Source organism: Pseudomonas sp. Pseusp3 (assembly GCF_047304225.1).
Classification (GTDB): Bacteria; Pseudomonadota; Gammaproteobacteria; order Pseudomonadales; family Pseudomonadaceae; genus Aquipseudomonas; species Aquipseudomonas fluorescens_CD.
This window is the reverse complement of the sequence record NZ_JBGLYV010000008.1, coordinates 68381-88421: the sequence shown is the minus strand read 5'-3', so window position 1 is coordinate 88421 and position 20041 is coordinate 68381. Positions and strand designations below refer to the sequence as shown.

The following is a 20041-nucleotide window of genomic DNA, read 5'->3' as shown; positions in this document are numbered from 1 at the left end:
CACCGCTACCGCCGTCAAGGCAGTAGCGTCGACCTTAAGGCAAGCGTTTCCCGATCGTCGCCTGTGAAGTCATTAAGCAGTTATCGGTTTTTTTTATCGGCATTCCTGTATGGCCGCGCGGCACGCCTCAAATATCCGATAAACAAAACAGATACCCGTTTAAGGATTTCCCAGAGGCGCGGCAGGCACCTGCGGCTTTAAAGTCACGCTCAACGTTCGGCTGTCGGGCGGCCTCTGGCCTGCGCCAATCCCCAAGCCGTTCGGCATTTCTACAAAAATAAGAAGGTGAAAACATGAGTCACGAAACGGTCGACATCAAAGCGTGGATCGATAACCGTCCGGTTGCCAGGTACCAGTGGCTCATCATGAGCCTGTGTTTCTTCATTGTTCTATTCGATGGCCTCGATGTGGCGGTCATGGGGTTTATCGCGCCTTCACTGATTCAGGAATGGGGGTTGTCAAAAGCCGCATTCGGCCCGGTCATGAGCGCGGGCATGGTCGGGCTCGCCATTGGTGCGTTGACGGCCGGCCCTTACGCTGATCGCTTGGGACGCAAGAAGGTGCTGCTGTTTGCGGTGACCGGATTCAGCGTGCTGAGTCTTGCCTGTGCATTCGCCCGCAACCCCTACGAACTTGCGGCCTTGCGGCTGTTGACCGGCGTGGCCCTGGGCGCCGCGATGCCGAACACCACCACGCTGCTTGCCGAATACCTGCCAGAGCGCAACCGCTCGCTGTTCATCACCATCATGTTCACCGGTTTCAACATGGGCTCGGGAATGGGCGGTTTGGTCGCCGCCTGGTTGATTCCATTGCACGGCTGGCAATCGGTGTTGCTGGTCGGCGGCATCCTGCCACTGGTGTTGCTGCCTTTCCTCTGGTTGCTGTTGCCGGAATCCGCACGTTTCCTGGCGGCCCGCAATGCACCTGCTGCACAGATCGCCAAAGTGCTGAACAAGTTGGGTGGCACCTTTTCGGCCACCACGAAATTCACCATGACCGAGCCTCAGGCACAGCATAAAGCGCCGGTGCGCATGCTGTTCACCGAGGGCTTTCGGTTCGGCACTGTCGCACTGTGGATGACCTACTTCATGGGCCTGCTGGTGATCTACCTGACCATGGGCTGGATGCCGACCCTGTTGCGCGAAGGTGGCCTGTCCATCGAGCGGGCGGCGACCATCACCGGCCTGTTCCAGATTGGCGGTACGGTCGGCGCGATTGCGGTAGGTTGGGCCATGGACCGGCGCAATCCGAACAGGGTCATCGCCACGTCCTATGCCTTGGGCGGCGTGTTTATCCTGCTGTTGGGGGCGTTCAGTCTGGAATCGAGTCTGTTGGCGTTCGGTGTAGTCGCGGCAGGTTTTTGCATGAGCGGCGCGCAGACCGGACTCAACGCTTTTGCTCCCGGTTACTACCCGACCGATTTCCGCGCCACAGGCGTGAGCTGGATGCTGGGCATCGGTCGCTTCGGCGCTATCTTTGGTTCTCTCATCGGTGGTGCGGTGCTCAGTCTCGGGTTGGGCCTGCCGTTGCTGTTCGCCCTGTTGAGCGTGCCGGCCTTCATCGCCGCACTGGCGATCCTGGCCAACGGTCATGCGCGGCGCCAGGCCAACCAGGCCTTGCTGACGCAATAATCTTCTTCGCAAAAAGGAACTCATCATGGCACGCATCATCGGTGGCCTCGCTGTATCCCATACACCCACCATCGGCTTTGCCGTCGATCACGACAAACAGAATGAGGCCGCCTGGGCGCCGATCTTCGAAGGCTTCGAACCGATCAAGCTGTGGTTGAAGGAGCAACAACCGGATGTGTTGTTCTACATCTTCAACGACCACGTGACGTCGTTTTTCTTCGATCACTATGGTGCGTTCTCCCTCGGGGTCGATGAGCGTTACGAGGTGGCGGACGAGGGCGGTAACCCCCGCTCGCTGCCAGCGGTCGGCGGGCATGCGGCGCTGTCGCGGCATATTGGCCAAAGCCTGATGGCTGACGAGTTCGACATGAGCTTCTTCCGCGACAAGCCGCTGGACCACGGTTTCTTCTCGCCGATGTCGGCGCTGCTGCCTTGCGAACCTGAATGGCCGGTGGAAATCGTGCCGCTGCAGGTCGGCGTGTTGCAGTTCCCGATCCCCAGCGCCTTGCGCTGCTACAAGCTGGGCCTGGCCTTGCGCCGGGCCATTGAAAGCTATCCCGAAGACCTGAAAGTGGCCATTGTCGCCACCGGTGGCGTGTCTCATCAGGTGCATGGCGAGCGTTGCGGTTTCAATAATTCGCAGTGGGACGAGCAGTTCATTGATCTGCTGGTCAACGACCCGGTACGGCTGACCGAGATGACCCATGCCGAGTACGCCACCCTCGGGGGCATGGAGGGTTCGGAGGTGATCACCTGGTTGATCATGCGTGGCGCCTTGTCGGCCACGGTGAAAAACCTGCATCAGGACTATTACCTGCCGTCCATGACCGGCATCGCGACACTGTTGCTGGAGAACCAGGATCGGCCGGTTCCGGCTGATGTGAACACACGCCATTTGCAGCATATGCAACACCAGTTGGTCGGTATCGAGAAACTTGAAGGGACCTATCCGTTCACCCTGGAGCGCAGTGCCAAGGGTTATCGCCTGAACAAATTCCTGCATCGCATGATCGAGCCGCAATGGCGTCAACGCTTTCTCGATGCCCCGGAGGCGCTGTTCGAGGAAGGCCGCTTGAGCGAAGAGGAACGCGAACTGCTGCGGCGCCGTGACTGGCGCGGATTGATCCAGTACGGGGCGATCTTCTTCGTATTGGAAAAGCTTGCTGCGGTACTCGGCATTCCCAACTTGCAGGTCTACGCGGCGATGCGTGGGCAGAGCCTGGACGAGTTCATGAAAACCCGGAACCAGCAGGTGCTCTACTCGGTGGCGGGTAAAGCACCGCGCTGATCATCAGGGGCGACGGCCCCGTCAGTTCTCGGCGACCCTGCCCGGGTCGCCATCACCCATTTTTCGCTTGATCTCACCGTGCCCGGCAAATAAGGGCGCAGGGCATTCCTTTACCCAAAAACCGGAAAACAATAACAATGAAAATCACCGTTAATCATCGAGTCGTTTGCTCGCTGGCAGTTGCTTGCGTGTTACCTCTGGAAGGACAGGCTTCAGGTTTTATCGAAGACGCCAGCGCCAATCTGAACCTGCGTAACTTCTACATCAACCGCAACTTCACCAACCCGGCGTACCCGCAAGGGAAAGCCGAAGAGTGGACGCAGAACTTCATCCTCGATGCTCGTTCCGGTTTCACCCAAGGCACGGTGGGATTTGGCGTGGATGTGTTGGGGCTCTATTCGGTCAAGCTTGATGGCGGGCAGGGCACGGGGGGTACGCAGCTGTTGCCACTCGATAGCGATGGGCGTCCTGCCGATGACTTTGGCCGTCTGGCGGTCGCCGGAAAAATGAAAGTGGGGAAAACCGAACTGAAGGTCGGCGAGTGGATGCCGGTGCTGCCGATCTTGCGGTCCGATGACGGCCGCTCGTTGCCGCAAACCTTTCGCGGCGGCCAGGTCACCTCGCAGGATATCGATGGCTTGACCCTGTATGGCGGCCAGTTTCGGCAGAACAGCCCGCGCAACGACTCGAGCATGGAAGACATGTTCATGCAGGGTAAAACCGCGTTCACGTCCGATCGCTTCAACTTCGTCGGCGGTGAATACAGCTTCAACGACAAGCGTACCTTGATCGGCCTGTGGAATGCCGAGCTCAAGGATATCTATCAGCAGCAATACTTGCAGCTGGTCCACAGCCAGCCACTCGGTGCCTGGACGTTGGGCGCGAACCTCGGTTACTTCTGGGGGCGCGAGGATGGCAGTGCGCGGGCCGGCGATCTGGACAACCGTACCCTCTCGGTACTTCTCTCTGCGCGCTATGGCGGCAACACCTTCTACGTCGGCCTGCAGAAACTTAGCGGTGATGATGCGTGGATGCGGGTCAACGGCACCAGCGGCGGAACACTGGCCAACGACAGCTACAACAGCAGCTACGACAACGCCCGGGAGAAATCCTGGCAACTGCGCCATGACTACAATTTCGTCGCGCTGGGCATTCCCGGCCTGACCTTGATGAACCGCTACATCAGCGGCGACAATGTGCACACGGGCAGCGTCACCGATGGCAAGGAATGGGGGCGTGAGTCCGAACTGGGCTACACGGTACAGAGCGGCACCTTCAAAAGCCTCAGCCTGCGCCTGCGCAACTCCAGTATTCGCCGCGACTACAGCAGCAACGAGTTCGACGAAAACCGCCTGATCGTCAGCTATCCCTTCAGCCTGCTGTAGGAGCGAGCTCGCTCGCGATGGACATCAACGATAACGCGTGCAGTCTGAATGAACGTGTTTTCCGGACGTTTTTCGCGAGCAGGCTCGCTCCTACAGGGGATTGGCGTTGTATTCAAACGCTGCGCACGAACAACAACCAATGTAGGAGCGAGCCTGCTCGCGATGGACATCAACGATAACGCGTGCTGTCTGAATGAACGCGTTGTCCGGACGTTTTTCGCGAGCAGTGGATTGGCGTTGTACTCAGGCCCGGTGTACGACGAATAACCATTGTAGGAGCGAGCCTGCTCGCGATGGCTGTGCGTCAGTCACAAAGCAGATTTTGCTGTTCGCGGATCACCCGGCGAATCACATCCATCAGGGCTTGCGCCACGGGCGAGTGCAGACAACCACTGCGATAAGTCAGTCCGATGGCCCGGGTGGTCTGTTTCAACTCCAGCGGCAGGATGCACAACTCGCCCGAAGCAATCTCCTGTTCCAGTTGGTGGGCGGACACTGCCGCGAGCATGTCCGAGCGCAGCAACAGCCCGCGAATGATTGCCATGTCGCCGCTTTCCACTACCGGCTGGGGCGGCGCAATGCCGAATCGGGTGAAGCACTCATCGAGCATCCGCCGGGCTGGCGAGCCGGCACGTGGCAGCACCCACTGGGCCGCGCCGAGTTCATCGTGCAAGGTCGTTTTTGAATAGAGCGGATGATCACGCCGTGCCAATACCACCATGTCTTCCGTGAGCAGCGCCTCGCCGGTAAGGTCACTGGCATAGGCTTCCGGGCGCAGGGCGCCGAAAATGAAATCAACATCGCCAGCGCGTAGATCGGTCGCCAGCAAATCAAACGGACTTTCGTTGGTGATCACCCGGATCTGTGGATGATCGGCCATCATGCACACAATGGCCTCGGGCAATATACGGGTGCGACCCAAGGGCAGGGCACCGATATGCACCACGCCTTGCAAGACGCCGCGCAGAGCGGTGATATCGGTCTCGATATGGCGCAATTCGTTCAGCGCCCGGCGGATCGGAAAGAGGATTTCCTGGCTGGCGCGGGTTGGCTGCAATCCGCGAGGCGTGCGCTCGAACAGCGCTTGGCCGCAGCCGTTTTCCATGACCTTGATGGTCGAACTGATCGCCGGCTGGCTCAGGCCGAGCAGGCTGGCGACGGTCTGCATATGCCGGGTTTCGCAGAGTTTGACGAACACTTGCAGGCGCCGGGCCTGGAACAGGTACAGCGGCTCGACCGCTCGTTTGTCCGCGCCATCCAGCATTCGCGGCACACTGTCCAGCTCGGCCAGCACGCGACGCGCCCGAGGCAGCAAGCGCTCGCCGAAAGCGGTCAAACGCATACCGTTGGCGTGGCGTTCGAACAAAGGCACATCGAGACGGCTCTCCAGCTCGGAGATCGACCGGGTCACGACTGACTGAGCACGGAATAGCGCCACAGAGGCTTTGGAAACACTCCCGTGATCAGCCACCCGGACAAAGGCGCGTACGTGCATCAGGCTGGGCAGTTCGGTGGATTCCATGGGGCGCGGACTCTTCAAATAGTCATTTCGAGCTGGACTATGCCGCCGCCCTGATTGAGTAGCAATAAAAAAAACGCATACCTCCAACACTTCAACGCATTACTCCTGGAGCAGGTCGCGGTGCGATGCTCGTTCGAAACGCAGGAGGAGTATCCGCAATGGTCGATTCACCGAAAAACGCGCTGGTCGTCAGCGCCCACTCTGCCGATTTCGTCTGGCGCGCCGGCGGTGCCATCGCGCTGCATGCACAACAGGGTTATGCCGTGCACATCGTCTGCCTGTCCTTCGGTGAGCGCGGTGAGTCCGCCAAGCTGTGGCGCAAGGGTGAGATGAGCGAAGAGAAAGTCAAAACCGCCCGGCGCCAGGAGGCTCAGGCCGCAGCGGATATCCTCGGTGCCAGTGTCGAGTTCTTCGACATCGGCGATTACCCGATGCGTGCCGACAAGGAAACGCTGTTTCGCCTGGCGGACGTGTTTCGTCGCGTCCAGCCCGAGTTCGTCCTCAGCCACTCGCTGAAAGACCCGTACAACTACGATCACCCGTTGGCCATGAACCTGACGCAAGAGGCACGTATCGTCGCCCAGGCCGAAGGCTACAAGCCGGGTGAGAAAATCGTCGGTGCACCACCGGTCTACAGCTTCGAGCCGCACCAGCCCGAGCAATGCGAATGGCGCCCCGATGTGTTGCTGGACATCACCTCGGTCTGGGACAAAAAGTACGCCGCCATCCAGTGCATGGCCGGTCAGGAACACCTGTGGGAGTACTACACTCGTGTCGCCCTGCAACGAGGTGTGCAGGCCAAGCGCAACGTCGGCATCACCTCCAGCCGTGACATCGTTTATGGCGAGGGTTACCAGAGCATCTTCCCGCGCGTGACGGAGAATCTGGCATGAGCGAGCTGATCGGAAAAACCGGTGTCGTCGTGTGTAACATCGCCAGGGCCGAGCAGGTTTTGGTCGATGAGCTGGGGCGCTTCGGTGTCGCGACCATCCACGAGTCGCAGGGGCGAAAAGGCCTGCTGACGTCTTCGATCACACCGATTCAACGAGGGGCGGCCATCAGCGGCTCGGCGGTGACGGTGCTGGTTGCCCCGGGCGATAACTGGATGTTCCATGTGGCGGTGGAGCAGTGCCGGCCCGGCGATATTCTGGTGGTTGCTCCCAGTTCTCCGTGCACCGACGGTTACTTCGGCGACCTGCTCGCCACTTCGCTCAAGGCCCACGGCGTGCGCGCCCTGGTGATCGATGCCGGCGTGCGTGATACCCACACCCTGCGCGAGATGGGCTTCCCGGTCTGGTCCCGCGCCATCAGCGCCCAGGGCACGATCAAGGAGACCCTTGGTTCGGTCAACCTGCCGCTGGTGTGCGGCGGTCAGTTGGTCAACCCCGGCGACGTGGTGGTAGCCGATGACGATGGTGTGGTCATCGTGCGTCGCGGCGAAGTTGCGCAGGTTGTCGAAGCCAGTCGTGCGCGCGCCGACCTCGAAGAGCAGAAGGCGTTGCGTCTGGCCAAGGGCGAATTGGGGCTGGACATATACAACATGCGCCAGCGGCTCGCGGAAAAGGGCTTGCGCTATGTCGACAGCCTTGACGAACTCGGAGATTGAGCATGGGCCAGACACGTATTCCTTGCCTGTTGATGCGTGGCGGGACGTCGAAAGGCGTTTACTTCCTGGCCCGCGACTTGCCCGATGAGCAAGCGCTTCGAGATCGCGTACTGCTGGCGGTCATGGGCTCGCCGGATGCGCGACAAATCGATGGCATTGGTGGCGGCGACTCACTCACCAGTAAGGTGGCGATCATCAAACCTTCCGCGCGCGCCGAAGCCGACGTCGACTTCCTTTTCGCCCAGGTACTGGTCGATGAACCGCGTGTCGATTACGGCCAGAACTGCGGCAACATTCTCGCCGGTGTCGGGCCGTTTGCCATTGAGCGCGGACTGGTGCCCGCGGCGGGTGATGTGACCCCGGTGCGCATTTTCATGGAAAACACCGGGCAGATCGCGATTGCTCATATACCGACGCCGGAGGGTACCGTCAGCTATTCTGGCGAAGCACGTATTGACGGTGTGCCCGGCAGCGGTGCGCCGCTGGTCGTTGAGTTCAAGGACATCGCCGGCTCCAGTTGCGGCGCATTGCTACCCACCGGTAACGCTGTCGATGTGTTCGATGGTGTCGAGGTCACCTGTGTCGACAATGGCATGCCGGTCATTGTTATCCGCGCCGAAGACCTCGGGCTCAGTGGCTACGAGCACCCTGAGCAACTGGATGCCGACACCGGGTTGAAGGCCCGACTTGAATCGATCCGATTGCAGGCCGGTCCACGCATGGATCTGGGGGACGTGAGCCAGCGCAATGTGCCCAAGATGTGCCTGATTGCGCCAGCACAAGCGGGTGGGGCACTCAGCACCCGCACCTTCATTCCGCACCGATGCCATACCAGCATCGGCGTGTTCGGTGCGGTCAGTGTGGCGGTTGCCTGCCTGGTCGAGGGCAGTGTGGCGGCGGGTGTGGCGTGTGTCGTTGAGGGTGACGTCAAGCAACTCTCGGTTGAACACCCCTCGGGAGAGTTCACCGTAGAATTGCGTCCTGGGCATGATCGTCTGATGAGTTGCGGTCTGATGAGAACAGCCCGATTGCTACTGGATGGGACCGTATGTATTCCGCGGACGCTATGGCCAGGCAACCAGGGCAGTTGAGCGTTGTGTTCAAGGGGGCAGTGGGTGGACGAGCGCTTCTGGTCGGTAGCTACCTGATGCGAAAGACTGTAATTGACCCAAAGAAACGATTTTCACGCGCTAACCCGGGATTAGCCATGCCCGGTATTTCCTGCATATTTAATCCAGGTATCAAGCTCTGTAACCATTTTACTGACCTCACTATCTTCCCGTTCCGAGGGGCGAACGATTGCGTTCCAGGCGATATCCAGGCCGTCATTCAGGGCGGCCCACGCAAGCTCCCCACGCTCCAGGCTGGGGGTTACCAAATCCCGTTGTAATATGCTGATTCCGTATCCCGAACGGACCAGTTCGACGATGGCTTCGATCAACTCCACCGTGATCATGCGGCGCGGCAAGATGCTGGCGGGGGCGAAGAAACGGTCGTACTCCCAGCCACTGGCGCGATCGGTCGAATACGTCACCAGGTTGTAAGTCTTGAAGTCTTGCGCGTAGATATTTTTCCTTCCCGCAAGGGGGTGATCGGTTGCCATGATTGCAATCAGGTCGTCCCGAAAAAGCGGCAACCTGGCGACACCGCTAGGCACCATGCCGTCATCGATAATGGACACATCCAGTCTGCCTTGCATCAGGCTCGCGTAAACGTCGTTACGGGGCACGGTCACCAGTGTGATTTCGATATCTGGTCGAAGACTTGAGTAGTGCTTGATGAACTTTGGAATCCAGCGAAACGGGCCGTAGGAGGTGACACCCATACGGACAAACGCTGTGACGCCACCGGCCATGGACCGGGCCTCGGACTCAGCCTCATTGAGTATGGCGATGATGTCTTTGGCGGCCCGTTCCAGGCGCACGCCGGCAGGGCTGAGCCTGAGCTTTCCTCCCGATCTTTCCGTCAGGCTCACACCTAGCCGCCGCTCCGCTTCGCGTATGCGGTGACTGACGGCTGAAGGTGTCAGCCATAAACGTTCGGCCACCGCGGTTATCGAATCGACTTCCGACAGGGTTTGCAACATCACCAAGTGATCCAGCGTCAGTCTCATGGGAATACGACCTGAAAATAATTCACAAAATTGCGTAAAATTATGAGCGTGACTTGTTTTTGGTGCCGATGCAATCTGAATCCAGCAGAGCCAACGGAGACCAACAACAATGACTACCCTGCCTTTCACACCTGCGCTAACCCTGGGCGATCTCGTCGATCTCGAGCGTTACCCAATCACCAATCGCACCAGCCCCGCTTATCTCGCACTGGTCACTCACAGTCAGTCGTTGCTGGGACAAGAGGGCGTTGCGATCTTTCCGGGTTTTGTGCGCGATCCATCGGTTGTCGCGATGGCGCAGCAGACACTTGCACTGCACTCGCGCATGTTTCATTTTCGGGAAAACCACACGGTTTATTTCAAACCCCAGGATGAAAGCGTTGATCCGCAACATCCGCTACGACGCTTGATGAACACGGCAAAAGACACGGTTGCCTATGCCGATATTCCTGCCGACCATTTGATCCGGCAGATCTATGGGTCGGACGAAGTCCTTGCTTTCATCAAAGATGTTTTGGCTCTGGACACGCTCTATCGTCATGCCGATCCATTGGCCGCCCTTAACTTGCAGGGCTTCACGGCAGGGCAGGAGTTGGGGTGGCACTTTGATCGTTCCGACTTCAGCGTCACGCTGTCCCTTCAGGCTGCAAGCGCCGGTGGGGATTTCGAGTATGTGCGGATGCTGCGCAATGAAAGCGACGATTGCTATGACGCGGTCAGGCAATTCCTCGATGACTCGCAAACACAGCAGGTAGAGGTCCTGCCTCAAGTGCCTGGCACCCTGACATTGTTCCGCGGCCGCTATTCATTGCACCGGGTTACGCCGGTGGAAGGGGACAGGCTGAGGCTCAACGCGGTGTTTGCGTACGTGGACCAGCCCGATGTCGAGTTCAGTGCCTATGCGCGCCAGTTGTTCTACGGGCGTACGTCTGTAGATCCATTGGCTTGAGCTTCGCCAAATAACCATAAAAGCAATTGATTCACGCCTTCGCCTCACGTGTTTGCGCACGCACTTGTCCATACTGAATCTGATGGACTCGTTTGTTCCTGTGTCGCACACAACAGTTCGCTGCCCCCAATAATAATGATTCGGAGCGTCTGATCATGAAAAACAGGAAGAGTTTGTTGGCCTCTTTGCTCACCCTTGGCTTGCTTGTCGGTAGTGCTTCAAGCCAGGCATCAGGGTGGTGTGAATCGGGCAAGTCGGTGAAATTTGCCGGGCTGAACTGGGAGAGCGGGATGCTCCTGACCGACATCATGATGATCGTGCTCAAGGATGGTTATGGTTGTGCAACGGATCAGTTGGTGGGTAACACCATCATTCTTGAAACCGCACTGGCCGGCAATGACATTCAGGTGTTTGGCGAAGAGTGGATGGAGCGCAGCGAAGTCTGGAAAAAGGCGGCGGCGGCCGGAAAGGTTGTCGGGGTTGGCGCTCCGATCATCGGTGCGACTCAGGGCTGGTATGTGCCGCGTTACGTCGTTGAAGGGGACGCTAAACGTAACCGGCCAGCGCAGGCGCCCGACCTCAGGAGAGTCGCTGACCTGAGCAAGTACGCGAGTGTTTTTCACGATGCGGAGGAACCGTCCAAAGGCCGTTTCTACAACTGTCCTGCGGGTTGGATCTGTGAGCAGGACAATACCGAGATGTTGAAAGAGTATGGCCTTGAAACCACGTTCACGAATTTCCGTCCAGGCACTGGTGCCGCATTGGATGCGGCTGTCTTGTCCAGCTATAAGCGCGGTGAACCGGTACTGTTCTACTACTGGTCACCGACGCCGTTGATGGGGCAGATCGATGCGATAAGGCTGGAGGAAAAGACCGGCGCCAACAAAGACGTCATCACCATGGTTGGACTCTCCAAGGCTTTTCATGAACAGGCTCCTGAACTGGTCTCGGTACTGGAGAAGGTCAACATTCCCATCGACTTGTTGAATCAGAATCTGGCGAGGATGACCCGGGAACGCATCGAATCGCCGAAGCTGGCCAGAATGTTCCTCAAGGAACACCCGGAAATCTGGCATGCCTGGGTCGACGAAGCCGCAGCAAAAAAGATCGAGGCATCGCTCTAATCGGCCTCAAGGGCAAGGACGCCCGCCCTCTGTTACGCCCCTCTGAACACCATCTCTTGACTGTTTCTACACAGGAACGGCGTCTCTTTGCGTCCGGGAATCATGAACATGATCAAATCACGAGCGGCCGTCGCCTTCGCGGCGAACCAGCCTCTGCAAATCGTCGAAGTCGATGTGGCACCCCCGCAGGCCGGGGAAGTGCTGGTGCGGATCATCGCAACCGGCGTCTGCCATACCGATGCGTTTACGTTGTCTGGCGCCGATCCCGAAGGGATCTTCCCCGTCATTCTTGGCCACGAAGGCGGCGGTATCGTCGAAGCGGTTGGCGAGGGGGTCACTTCACTGGCGGTGGGCGACCATGTGATCCCGCTCTACACCCCGGAATGTGGCGAGTGCAAATTCTGCACATCCGGCAAGACCAATCTTTGTCAGAAGATCCGTGCCACTCAAGGCAAAGGCTTGATGCCCGATGGCACCAGTCGGTTCTCTTATGAGGGGCGCCCAATCTTCCACTACATGGGCACGTCGACTTTCTCCGAATACACCGTGCTTCCCGAAATTTCCCTGGCCAAAATCCCCAAGGATGCGCCACTGGAGAAGGTCTGCCTGCTCGGTTGTGGTGTGACCACCGGCATTGGCGCGGTGATCAATACGGCCAAGGTGGAGGAGGGAGCCAGCGTGGCAATCTTCGGTCTGGGAGGCATCGGCCTGGCAGCCATTATCGGTGCGACCATGGCCAAGGCCGGCCGGATCATCGCGATCGACATCAACCCGGCCAAGTTCGACATTGCCAGGCAACTGGGGGCTACCGATTTCATCAATCCCAAGGATCATGACAGGCCGATCCAGGACGTGATCATCGAGATGACCGAGGGCGGTGTGGACTACTCCTTCGAATGCATTGGCAACGTCCATCTGATGCGCGCCGCCCTGGAGTGCTGCCACAAGGGCTGGGGCGAGTCGGTGATCATTGGCGTCGCCGGCGCAGGACAGGAAATCAGTACCCGTCCTTTCCAGCTGGTGACCGGGCGCGTCTGGCGCGGCTCGGCATTTGGCGGTGTGAAAGGACGTAGCGAGCTACCCAGCTATGTCGAGAACGCGCAAAAGGGCGAGATTCCTCTGGATAGTTTCATTACCCACACCATGGGGCTCGAGGAGATCAACAAAGCCTTCGACCTGATGCACCAAGGCGAAAGCATCCGCACCGTTATCCATTTCGATCGCTGACTCAACAGATTGGCGAAGCCCGTCAGGGCGAGTCAAAGGCGCGAAAACCTGCAACATCAACCCACCGTATCTACACTAAAGAGAGCACAAAGATGACCATTTTCACTCATGTGACCGTCGGTACCAACGACCTGCAAAAAGCGCGCAGCTTCTATGACAATGTCCTGGGTACCCTGGGCCAAAAACGCATCGCTGATCTGGACGAGAATGGATCGATCTGGGGTGAGAGCGCCCCGTCCTTCTTCGTTCTGAAGCCGGCGAACGGCGCCCCGGCCAGCGTGGGTAACGGTGTCACCATCAGCTTCGAGGCGCCGAATCGTGCCGCCATTGACGCTTTCCACGCCGCGGCGCTGGCCAGTGGCGGCACCGACGAAGGTGCACCGGGTCCGCGAGGCTGGGCACCTGACGCCTATGCGGCTTACGCGCGGGATCTCGATGGGAACAAACTGGCTGCGTACTGTTTCAAGCCGGCCTGAGTTTCAAGACGAGGCCGCATTGGCGCAACCGTTCGCGCTGTTTTCCCGCTGAATTGGCGTAGCCGGGAATGGCCAGCCACTGTTGGATACTCAACAGTGCTTCAACAGCAAGTGTCTGGCTGGCTATTCCGGTTTCCGCTGTTTTTTATAAGATATTGATATTTAACGATTAAATGTCATGGCATGGATCGTGCTCCATCCGGGTAAGGCTCCGTACCGACAGTCATTTGCAGGACTGTGCGGCCGTTGGCGGAGCCACCGATAGAGTGAGGAATCCATGTCAGTTTCAGCCGCATACCCGATCAATCCACCTTCGGCCCATGTGATCCGTGATGATGCCGAAGCCATTCGCATTGCCCATGAAATCGCTGCGCTGTTGCAGGCTGGCGCCTCCGAGCGCGATCTGACGCGACAGGTGCCGGCCGAGGTGGTCGATGCTTTTTCCAGCAGTGGACTGTGGGGCATTACGGTGCCTCGGGAGTACGGTGGCGCGCAGGTGTCTTATGCGACCCTGGCCCGGGTCATCGCGATTGTCTCGGCGGCCGACCCATCCCTTGGCCAGATACCGCAGAACCATTACTGCCTGCTGGAAGACATCCGTTTGCAGGGCAGTCACGATCAGAAGCGGTTCTTCTTCGACCTGGCACTTGCGGGTAATCGCTTCGCCAACGCGCTGTCGGAAACCGGTGGCAAGAACGTGCAGGACATCCGTACCCGGCTGGTCGCAGAGGGCGAGGGTTATCGCATCGATGGGCGCAAGGGTTACTGCACCGGGTCGCTCTATGCCCATTGGTTGGGTGTATTGGCCCTGGACAGCGAAGACCGTGCACAACTGGCCTTCGTACCGCGCCATGCCGAGGGTTTGAACGTAGTGGACGACTGGGACAGCATCGGTCAGCGCACCACCTCCAGCGGCACCGTGCTGGTCGAGGGGCTGTGGGTGCCGGCCTTCAACCTGTTCCCGACTTACCGCTCCTATGAACGCCCGACCCTGGCCGGGCCCTTTGCGCAGATCACCACGGCGGCCATTGATGCGGGCATTGCCCGTGCGGCACTGCACGACACCATCGGCTTTGTGCGTGAGCAGGCGCGGCCATGGATCGATGCCGGGGTGGAAAAGGCCAGTGAAGATCCGTTGACCATCATTCAGGTCGGCGCACTGGATATCCGTCTGGAAGCTGCCGAGGCGTTGCTGGAGCGTGCGGGCCTTGTGCTCGACCAGGCCCGGTCGGCGCCCGATGAGCAGTCAGTCGCGCAGGCATCGCTGGCGGTGGCCAGGGCGAAGGTGTTGACCACCGAAATCGCCATCGAGGCCAGCAACAAGCTGTTCGAACTGGGTGGCACCCGGTCGACGCTGCGCAAGCACAACCTCGATCGCCATTGGCGTAACGCGCGGGTTCATACCCTGCACGACCCGGTGCGCTGGAAGTACCACGTGATTGGCAACTGGCTGCTCAACGGCATCAAGCCTCCTCGCCATGACTGGTCTTGAGGTCGCGCAGATGCCCAAGCAAATTCGTCTCAACGCCTTCAGCATGAACACCGTAGGGCATTTGTCGCCCGGCCAGTGGCGGCACCCGCGTGATCAGTCCACGCGCTACACCGACATCCATTACTGGATCGAACTGGCGAAAACCCTGGAGCGCGGCAAGATCGACGGCCTGTTCATCGCCGATGTGCTCGGCGTCTATGACGTCTACCAGGGGAGTGCCGACGAGGCGCTGCGCAGTGCGGCGCAAGTGCCGGTCAACGATCCGTTGCAGCTGGTGCCGGCAATGGCCGCAGCCACTCGCCATCTGGGCTTTGGTGTCACGGCGTCGGTGTCGTTCGAGCATCCGTTTCCGTTCGCCAGGCGCATGTCGACCCTCGATCACCTGACGTCGGGACGTGCAGGCTGGAACATCGTCACCTCCTACCTGAGCAGTGGCGCGCGAAACATGGGCCAGGAGCGGCAATTGTCCCACGATCAGCGCTATGCGCTGGCCGAGGAGTACCTGCAGGTTTGCTACAAGCTCTGGGAAGCCAGCTGGGAGGAGGGCGCGGTGCAGGCCGACCGCGCCAGCGGAGTTTACGCCGATCCGCGCAAGGTGCACGGCATCGATCATCAGGGCGAGTTCTTTACCGTGCCCGGCTTCCACCTCAGCGAACCATCGCCACAGCGCACTCCGGTGATCTACCAGGCCGGCGCGTCGAGCCGTGGTCGGGTGTTCGCAGCGGCGAATGCCGAGTGCGTGTTTGTCGCCGCGCCGAGCAAGGTGGTGCTCAAACAACAGGTCGCGCAGCTGCGCGCCGCGGTTCAGGCGGCCGGTCGCAAGGCCGATCAGGTGCTGGTTTTCGAGCAGCTCACGGTCATCGTCGCCGCGACGGACGCCGAGGCCCTGGAGCGCTTGCGCGAGTACCGCGAGTACGCCAGTGCGAGCGGTGCCCTGGCCTTGATGTCGGGGTGGACCGGGATCGATTTCGGCGAATACACGCGGGACCAGGTGCTGCGTGAAGTGCCCAGCGATGCCATCCAGTCGGCCGTCGAGGCGTTCACCCGCGCCGACCCGAATCGAACCTGGACCACCGCGGAAATTGCCGACTACTGCGCGATCGGTGGTGACGGCCCGATCCTGGTGGGCTCGGCGCAGACGGTGGCGGATCAGCTACAGGAGTGGGTCGAGGAGACCGGTGTTGACGGCTTCAACCTGGCCAGCGTGGTCGCACCCGAGACCTTTGAGGCAGTGGTCGATCTGCTGGTGCCGGAGTTGCAGGCACGGGGGCTGTTCAAACATGAGTACGAGGAGGGCACCCTGCGTCACAAGCTCTTCGGTCAGGGCGATCGGCTGGCTGCGCCGCATCCGGTAGCGGCCTTGCGAGCGGGAGAGCGGCGATGAACGAGTGGTTCGCCCATGTCAACTGGAGCGAAGTGGCCGAGGCTTGCCTGGACACCTCGAGCATGCTCGGCGTGGCATTGGGCTGCACGGTGTTGCTGGGGATGCCGCTCGGCGTGCTGTTGTACCTGACGGGCCAGCGCCAGTTGCTCGAGTCGCCTCGGCTCTACCGGCTGTTGTCGGTGGTGGCCAACGTGCTGCGCTCGATGCCATTCATCATCCTGTTGATCGTGCTGATCCCGGTGACCACCCTGGTCACCGGAACTTCGCTGGGCGTACGCGGCGCCATTCCGCCACTGGTGGTCGGGTGTACGCCGTTCTTTGCCCGGCTCGTGGAAAGTGCCTTGCGCGAAGTCGATCGCGGTCTGGTTGAAGCCGTGCAATCAATGGGCGCGAGTACCCCGCAAATCATCCTGTACACACTGCTGCCTGAAGCCCGCACCGGGCTGATCGCCGCAGTCACGGTGACCGCCATCGTGCTGGTGGATTACACCGCCATGGCCGGGGTGGTGGGCGGTGGTGGCCTTGGGGACCTGGCGATTCGTTTCGGTTACCAGCGTTTCCAGACCGATGTGATGGTGGTCACCGTGCTGCTGCTGATCCTGCTGGTGCAGGCGTTGCAGATGAGCGGCGATCGCCTGGTACGACATTACACAAGGCGCTGAGCGCCCTGCATACCCGAACGCAGCAGCCGGGTACCGCTGCTGCAGGCCTTACGTCCACCTCACGACGGCCACTTTTCGATCATTCTGGAGTCATGAGCATGAAAAAGACCCTGGCCGCCCTCGCTGCCGTTTTATCCCTGAGCGCCCACGCCAACGAAAAGCTGGTGGTGGGTGCCACCCCGGTTCCGCACGCGGAGATTCTGGAATTCGTCAAACCGGCGCTCGCCAAAGAAGGTGTCGATCTGGATATCAAAGTCTTCAGCGACTTCATCCAGCCCAACCTGCAACTGGCCGAGAAAAACCTGGACGCCAACTACTACCAGTACCGGCCGTTCCTCGATGACTTCAACAAGACCCGCCATACCGATCTGGTGCCGGTAGTGGGTGTGCACATCGAGCCTTTCGGTGCCTATTCGACCCGGATCAAGAAACTGGCCGATCTGCCGGAAGGCGCCAGTGTCGCCATCCCCAACGACCCGGTGAATACCGGGCGCGCACTGGTGTTGTTGCACGAGGCGGGGTTGATCAAGCTCAAGGACCCGAGCAATACCCTGTCGACGCAACACGATATCGCCGAAAACCCGCACAAGCTGAAGATACGTGAACTGGAAGGTGCGTTGCTGGCCCGTGCGGTCAGCCAGGTGGATCTGGCCTTCGTATTTGCCAACTACGCACTGGAGGCCGGTATCGACACCAACAGCGCGCTGATCGTCGAGAAGGGCAAGGACCTGTACGTCGAGTTCCTGGTCGCCCGCCCGGACAACATCAAAGATCCCGGCATCCAGAAACTGGCCAAGGCACTGAACTCGCCGCAAGTGCGCGATTTCATCCTGACTCGCTACAAGGGCCAGATCGCTCCCGGCTTCTGACCGGTGGCCGGCGTGCCACCGGTGCCGTGAGGTGCCGGTGCACGCGTTTTAGCGTACGCCCCGCGGGTGTCGGGGGCGTGGTCACTTTTGTTTGTGCAGGACTTTCATTCATGGTCAGTTTCAATCCGCAGGCCCTGGCCGCTGCCGTGCATATACGCCTGGTGGGGCTGGGCAAGCATTACCGGGTCGGGCAGCAGAGCGTGCAAGCGTTGCACGACATCAATCTGGACATTCGCCGCGGTGAAGTGTTCGGCATCATTGGTCGCAGCGGCGCCGGAAAATCCTCGCTGCTGCGCTCACTCAACCGTCTGGAACAACCGAGCAGCGGCCAGGTATTGATCGAGGGCGAGGATATCGTCGGCTTCGATCGCGCACGCCTGGCCGGTTTGCGCCAGCGCACCGGGATGATTTTCCAGCATTTCAACTTGATGGCCTCCAGGACCGTCGGCGACAACGTTGGCCTGCCGCTGCGACTGGCGGGCATCGGGCGCGCCGAGCGCGAGCGAAGAGTTGACGAACTGTTGCGTCTGGTGAGTCTGGAGGACAAGCGTGACGCTTACCCGGCACAACTCTCCGGCGGGCAAAAACAGCGGGTCGGCATTGCCCGTGCGCTGGTGTTGCAGCCCGATTTGCTGCTGTGCGACGAGGCAACCTCGGCACTCGATCCGGAGAGTACCCAGGCGATTCTGGCGTTGCTGCGCGATATCAATCGGCGCCTGGGGCTGACCATCGTGCTGATCACCCACGAGATGGAGGTGATCCGCGATCTGTGTGACCGTGTGGTGGTCATGGAGCATGGCCGGGTGGTGGAGCAGGGCGACGTCTGGCAAGTGTTCGGTGACCCTCGACACCACGTCACCCGCGCCTTGCTTGGCACGTTGCTGCCTGCTGATCATGACGTGTCGTCAGCGCCGGAGCCATCAGCACAGGAGCCGGCCGAAATACTGCTGGATCTGCACTACACCGGTGCCAGCGGCCACGAGCCGGAGCTGTCGGCCATCGCCGCGCTGTTCGGCTGCCGGACGCATTTGGTGCAAGGCGGTATCGAGCGCATCCAGGGTCGCGCGCTGGGTTGCCTGCGGGTGCGCGTGGAGGCCACCGTTGGTGGGTTGGACGTGTTGCTGCAACAGGCACGACAGATTGCCGATCGGGTCGAGCAGGCCGGCGCCTGAGTCGGCCTTCGGCGGCGGCAGTGCCGGGCAATCAAATCGATAGCTGGATAACCCGATTGTCCGGCTCGTGATCGGTGGTGCGACGTTTGTTGACCACCAGTTCACCGATGGCAATCAGGCGTGCCCGGGTCACGTTGCGCGAGAGACCGAGCAAGCTGGCGGTATGCACCTGGTTGTGATGGCAGAACTGGTAGGCGGCGCGCAGCAAGCTGTCCTCGACCTTCTCGTAAAGCGCCCCCTGGTGTTCTTCGAACAGTCGCTTGAACGCCCGTTGCAGGAGCGCCTGGGCAGATTCTTCAGAGGTGCTGACTCTTTCCTCCTGGCGCTCGATACGCAAGTTCGACAGGCGCAAATCCTCCTGCCGCACGAGACCGTCGCGGCAGATCAGCAAGGTGTGGTGGATGACGTTTTCCAGTTCGCGAATGTTGCCGGGCCAACCATAGTCCGCCAGCTTGCGTTCGGCGTCGGCACTCAGGGCAATCTGTCCATACCCCAGGCGTTCGCTGTATGTACGAATGAAGTGTCGGGTCAGGGGCAGAATGTCGCCGGGGCGGTCGCGCAGCGGATGCAGATGCAGGCTGACCACGTTGAGGCGGTAGTAGAGGTCCTCGCGGAAATGTCCGGCGTTGATCGCTTTCTCCAGCTGCACATTGGTCGCCGCCAACACCCGGACGTTGATCGCGATGCTCTTGCGCGACCCCAGTCGCACCACTTCACGCTCCTGCAGCACACGCAGCAGCTTGACCTGCACAGGCATTGGCAGATCGCCAATCTCATCGAGGAACAGGGTGCCGCCGTTGGCCTCTTCGAACCAGCCCGGCTTGGCGCTGATGGCGCCGGTAAAGGCGCCTTTCTCATGGCCGAACAGTTCGGCCTCGACCAGTGATTCGGAGAAGGCGCCGCAGTTGACGGCCACAAAAGGACCCTGGCTGCGCCGGCTGAGGTTATGGATATGGCGTGCGACCAACTCCTTCCCGGTTCCGGTTTCACCAATGATCAGGACGCTGGCCTCGCTCGGCGCAACCTGTTGCAAATGGGCGAGCAAGGCTTGCGACTTGGGGTCTTCGAAGACCTGGGCGGTGGCGCGGATCGACGTCGCCAACGATGGGGATGGGGGCAGAGTCAGCAGTTGCATGGGCTC

18 protein-coding genes are annotated in these 20041 nt (G+C 60.2%); 15 read left to right on the top strand and 3 right to left on the bottom strand.

All coding sequences use genetic code 11. The annotated features are described in order from the left end of the window. Positions 1-293 precede the first annotated feature (293 nt). The 3 genes from ACCD00_RS04960 to ACCD00_RS04950 all read left to right on the top strand — a co-directional run bounded on the left by ACCD00_RS04960 (position 294) and on the right by ACCD00_RS04950 (position 4304). Entirely contained in the window at positions 294-1631 is a 1338-nt protein-coding gene (locus ACCD00_RS04960; RefSeq protein ID WP_413422424.1) for an MFS transporter, read from the top strand. Positions 1632-1656: 25 nt separating this feature from the next. Next, the gene (locus ACCD00_RS04955; protein ID WP_413422422.1) at positions 1657-2919 is read left to right on the top strand and encodes a gallate dioxygenase; all 1263 of its coding nucleotides are present in this window, start codon (positions 1657-1659) and stop codon (positions 2917-2919) included. Positions 2920-3056: 137 nt separating this feature from the next. Next, a complete protein-coding gene (locus tag ACCD00_RS04950; protein ID WP_413422420.1) occupies positions 3057-4304 on the top strand; it encodes an OprD family porin in 1248 nt (415 codons plus the stop codon). 304 nt (positions 4305-4608) lie between these two features. Here ACCD00_RS04950 and ACCD00_RS04945 read toward each other — a convergent pair whose 3' ends face one another. Then, positions 4609-5826 carry a LysR family transcriptional regulator gene (locus tag ACCD00_RS04945; RefSeq protein WP_413422417.1) on the bottom strand — a complete coding sequence of 406 codons (1218 nt, stop codon included), beginning with the start codon at positions 5824-5826 and terminating at the stop codon, positions 4609-4611. A 158-nt stretch (positions 5827-5984) separates the two neighbouring features. Here ACCD00_RS04945 and galB point away from each other — a divergent pair, with 158 nt between their 5' ends. The 3 genes from galB to ACCD00_RS04930 are packed head-to-tail and all read left to right on the top strand — an operon-like array spanning position 5985 to position 8523. Next, entirely contained in the window at positions 5985-6719 is a 735-nt protein-coding gene (gene galB / locus ACCD00_RS04940) for a 4-oxalmesaconate hydratase (protein WP_413422415.1), read from the top strand. Continuing rightward, the gene (locus ACCD00_RS04935) at positions 6716-7432 is read left to right on the top strand and encodes a 4-carboxy-4-hydroxy-2-oxoadipate aldolase/oxaloacetate decarboxylase (protein ID WP_413422413.1); all 717 of its coding nucleotides are present in this window, start codon (positions 6716-6718) and stop codon (positions 7430-7432) included. The genes galB and ACCD00_RS04935 overlap by 4 nt, the downstream gene beginning before the upstream one ends. 2 nt (positions 7433-7434) lie before the next feature. Further along, entirely contained in the window at positions 7435-8523 is a 1089-nt protein-coding gene (locus ACCD00_RS04930) for a 4-oxalomesaconate tautomerase (protein WP_413422409.1), read from the top strand. Positions 8524-8633: 110 nt separating this feature from the next. Here ACCD00_RS04930 and ACCD00_RS04925 read toward each other — a convergent pair whose 3' ends face one another. Continuing rightward, positions 8634-9545: a LysR family transcriptional regulator gene (locus ACCD00_RS04925; protein ID WP_413422407.1), complete on the bottom strand. Its 912-nt coding sequence runs from the start codon at positions 9543-9545 to the stop codon at positions 8634-8636. Between the two features lie 109 nt (positions 9546-9654). Between ACCD00_RS04925 and ACCD00_RS04920 the strand changes: the two genes are divergently transcribed. From ACCD00_RS04920 to ACCD00_RS04880, 9 genes are all read left to right on the top strand, one after another. Then, positions 9655-10494 carry a hypothetical protein gene (locus tag ACCD00_RS04920; protein ID WP_413422405.1) on the top strand — a complete coding sequence of 280 codons (840 nt, stop codon included), beginning with the start codon at positions 9655-9657 and terminating at the stop codon, positions 10492-10494. Positions 10495-10649: 155 nt separating this feature from the next. After that, positions 10650-11618, top strand: coding sequence for an ABC transporter substrate-binding protein (locus ACCD00_RS04915; RefSeq protein ID WP_413422403.1), 969 nt, complete (start codon positions 10650-10652; stop codon positions 11616-11618). 108 nt (positions 11619-11726) lie between these two features. Further along, positions 11727-12845, top strand: coding sequence for an S-(hydroxymethyl)glutathione dehydrogenase/class III alcohol dehydrogenase (locus tag ACCD00_RS04910; RefSeq protein ID WP_413422401.1), 1119 nt, complete (start codon positions 11727-11729; stop codon positions 12843-12845). Between the two features lie 92 nt (positions 12846-12937). Next, positions 12938-13321, top strand: a complete 384-nt coding sequence (locus ACCD00_RS04905) for a VOC family protein (RefSeq protein WP_102669643.1) — start codon at positions 12938-12940, stop codon at positions 13319-13321. Positions 13322-13598: 277 nt separating this feature from the next. Next, a complete protein-coding gene (locus ACCD00_RS04900; RefSeq protein WP_413422399.1) occupies positions 13599-14813 on the top strand; it encodes an SfnB family sulfur acquisition oxidoreductase in 1215 nt (404 codons plus the stop codon). Between the two features lie 10 nt (positions 14814-14823). Next, the gene (locus ACCD00_RS04895; RefSeq protein WP_413422397.1) at positions 14824-16197 is read left to right on the top strand and encodes an LLM class flavin-dependent oxidoreductase; all 1374 of its coding nucleotides are present in this window, start codon (positions 14824-14826) and stop codon (positions 16195-16197) included. Next, positions 16194-16859: a methionine ABC transporter permease gene (locus ACCD00_RS04890; RefSeq protein WP_413422395.1), complete on the top strand. Its 666-nt coding sequence runs from the start codon at positions 16194-16196 to the stop codon at positions 16857-16859. Before ACCD00_RS04895 ends, ACCD00_RS04890 begins: the two co-directional genes overlap by 4 nt. Positions 16860-16957: 98 nt before the next feature. Continuing rightward, a complete protein-coding gene (locus ACCD00_RS04885; RefSeq protein WP_413422393.1) occupies positions 16958-17728 on the top strand; it encodes a MetQ/NlpA family ABC transporter substrate-binding protein in 771 nt (256 codons plus the stop codon). 110 nt (positions 17729-17838) lie between these two features. Then, complete coding sequence (locus ACCD00_RS04880) at positions 17839-18900, top strand: methionine ABC transporter ATP-binding protein (RefSeq protein WP_413422391.1); 1062 nt, start codon at positions 17839-17841, stop codon at positions 18898-18900. A 31-nt stretch (positions 18901-18931) separates the two neighbouring features. Here ACCD00_RS04880 and ACCD00_RS04875 read toward each other — a convergent pair whose 3' ends face one another. Then, entirely contained in the window at positions 18932-20035 is a 1104-nt protein-coding gene (locus tag ACCD00_RS04875; protein ID WP_413422389.1) for a sigma-54 interaction domain-containing protein, read from the bottom strand. Between the last annotated feature and the right edge of the window lie 6 nt (positions 20036-20041).

Coding starts and splice junctions, on each gene's coding strand:
- ACCD00_RS04960 (WP_413422424.1), top strand. CDS start 294: ATGAGTCACGAAACGGTCGACATCAAAGCGTGGATCGATAACCGTCCG.
- ACCD00_RS04955 (WP_413422422.1), top strand. CDS start 1,657: ATGGCACGCATCATCGGTGGCCTCGCTGTATCCCATACACCCACCATC.
- ACCD00_RS04950 (WP_413422420.1), top strand. CDS start 3,057: ATGAAAATCACCGTTAATCATCGAGTCGTTTGCTCGCTGGCAGTTGCT.
- ACCD00_RS04945 (WP_413422417.1), bottom strand. CDS start 5,826: ATGGAATCCACCGAACTGCCCAGCCTGATGCACGTACGCGCCTTTGTC.
- galB (WP_413422415.1), top strand. CDS start 5,985: ATGGTCGATTCACCGAAAAACGCGCTGGTCGTCAGCGCCCACTCTGCC.
- ACCD00_RS04935 (WP_413422413.1), top strand. CDS start 6,716: ATGAGCGAGCTGATCGGAAAAACCGGTGTCGTCGTGTGTAACATCGCC.
- ACCD00_RS04930 (WP_413422409.1), top strand. CDS start 7,435: ATGGGCCAGACACGTATTCCTTGCCTGTTGATGCGTGGCGGGACGTCG.
- ACCD00_RS04925 (WP_413422407.1), bottom strand. CDS start 9,545: ATGAGACTGACGCTGGATCACTTGGTGATGTTGCAAACCCTGTCGGAA.
- ACCD00_RS04920 (WP_413422405.1), top strand. CDS start 9,655: ATGACTACCCTGCCTTTCACACCTGCGCTAACCCTGGGCGATCTCGTC.
- ACCD00_RS04915 (WP_413422403.1), top strand. CDS start 10,650: ATGAAAAACAGGAAGAGTTTGTTGGCCTCTTTGCTCACCCTTGGCTTG.
- ACCD00_RS04910 (WP_413422401.1), top strand. CDS start 11,727: ATGATCAAATCACGAGCGGCCGTCGCCTTCGCGGCGAACCAGCCTCTG.
- ACCD00_RS04905 (WP_102669643.1), top strand. CDS start 12,938: ATGACCATTTTCACTCATGTGACCGTCGGTACCAACGACCTGCAAAAA.
- ACCD00_RS04900 (WP_413422399.1), top strand. CDS start 13,599: ATGTCAGTTTCAGCCGCATACCCGATCAATCCACCTTCGGCCCATGTG.
- ACCD00_RS04895 (WP_413422397.1), top strand. CDS start 14,824: ATGCCCAAGCAAATTCGTCTCAACGCCTTCAGCATGAACACCGTAGGG.
- ACCD00_RS04890 (WP_413422395.1), top strand. CDS start 16,194: ATGAACGAGTGGTTCGCCCATGTCAACTGGAGCGAAGTGGCCGAGGCT.
- ACCD00_RS04885 (WP_413422393.1), top strand. CDS start 16,958: ATGAAAAAGACCCTGGCCGCCCTCGCTGCCGTTTTATCCCTGAGCGCC.
- ACCD00_RS04880 (WP_413422391.1), top strand. CDS start 17,839: ATGGTCAGTTTCAATCCGCAGGCCCTGGCCGCTGCCGTGCATATACGC.
- ACCD00_RS04875 (WP_413422389.1), bottom strand. CDS start 20,035: ATGCAACTGCTGACTCTGCCCCCATCCCCATCGTTGGCGACGTCGATC.